The sequence below is a fragment of the Pseudomonas sp. GW821-FHT12A04 genome (assembly GCF_058807755.1).
Window position 1 is genome coordinate 1 of the sequence record NZ_JBXAQZ010000031.1, and the last position, 1,261, is coordinate 1,261.

Consider the following 1,261-nt stretch of genomic DNA (forward strand, 5'->3'; position numbering starts at 1 on the left):
CGGTATCGTCTACGTGATCGTCGGCCTGCTGATCGGCGGCACTGCCGGTTCGATCATGGCCAAACGCGTTGAAATGACCAAGATGCCGGAGCTGGTCGCCTTCATGCACAGCATGATCGGCCTGGCCGCGGTGTTCATCGCCGTGGCTGCCGTGGTCGAGCCGCAGTCGCTGGGCATCGTCAAGCAACTCGGTGACGCGATCCCGGCCGGTAACCGCCTGGAACTGTTCCTCGGTGCCGCCATCGGTGCAATCACCTTCTCCGGTTCGGTGATCGCCTTCGGCAAGCTGTCCGGCAAGTACAAGTTCCGCCTGTTCCAGGGGGCACCGGTACAGTTCAGTGGCCAGCACAAGCTGAACCTGCTGCTGGGCCTGGCCACACTGGGCCTGGGCGTGACGTTCATGCTCACCGGCGACTACACCGCTTTCGGCGTGATGCTGGCGTTGGCCTTCGTGCTCGGCGTGCTGATCATCATCCCGATCGGCGGCGCGGACATGCCCGTGGTCGTGTCGATGCTCAACAGCTACTCCGGCTGGGCAGCGGCGGGCATCGGCTTCTCGCTGAACAACTCGATGCTGATCATCGCCGGCTCGCTGGTAGGTTCGTCCGGTGCAATCCTCTCGTACATCATGTGCAAGGCGATGAACCGCTCCTTCTTTAATGTGCTGCTCGGGGGCTTCGGCAATACGGCGGACGCGGCCGGCCCGGCGGGTTCGAAGGAAGCCCGTCCGGTGAAGTCCGGTTCGGCCGACGACGCGACCTTCCTGCTGACCAACGCCGACACCGTGATCATCGTGCCGGGCTACGGTCTGGCGGTGGCACGTGCGCAGCACGCGCTGAAAGAGCTGACCGAGAAGCTGACCCATCGCGGCGTGACCGTGAAGTATGCGATCCACCCGGTTGCCGGTCGTATGCCCGGCCACATGAACGTGTTGCTGGCCGAGGCCGAAGTGCCTTACGACCAGGTGTTCGAGATGGACGACATCAACTCCGAGTTCGGCCAGGCCGACGTGGTACTGGTGTTGGGCGCCAACGACGTGGTGAACCCGGCCGCGAAGAACGATCCGAAATCGCCGATTGCCGGCATGCCGATCCTCGAAGCGTTCAAGGCCAAGACCATCATCGTCAACAAGCGCTCGATGGCCAGCGGCTACGCCGGCCTGGACAACGAACTGTTCTACCTGGACAAGACCATGATGGTGTTCGGCGACGCTAAAAAGGTCATCGAAGACATGGTTAAAGCCGTCGAGTAACCCTCTGCG

The 1,261-nt window shown here is 62.6% G+C and carries 1 protein-coding gene; it reads left to right on the forward strand.

The annotated features are described in order from the left end of the window. Nucleotides 1-1,252 (forward strand): NAD(P)(+) transhydrogenase (Re/Si-specific) subunit beta (locus tag AC1RS8_RS28005; protein WP_493164246.1); only part of this gene is annotated, 1,252 nt, incomplete at its 5' end. Between the last annotated feature and the right edge of the window lie 9 nt (nt 1,253-1,261).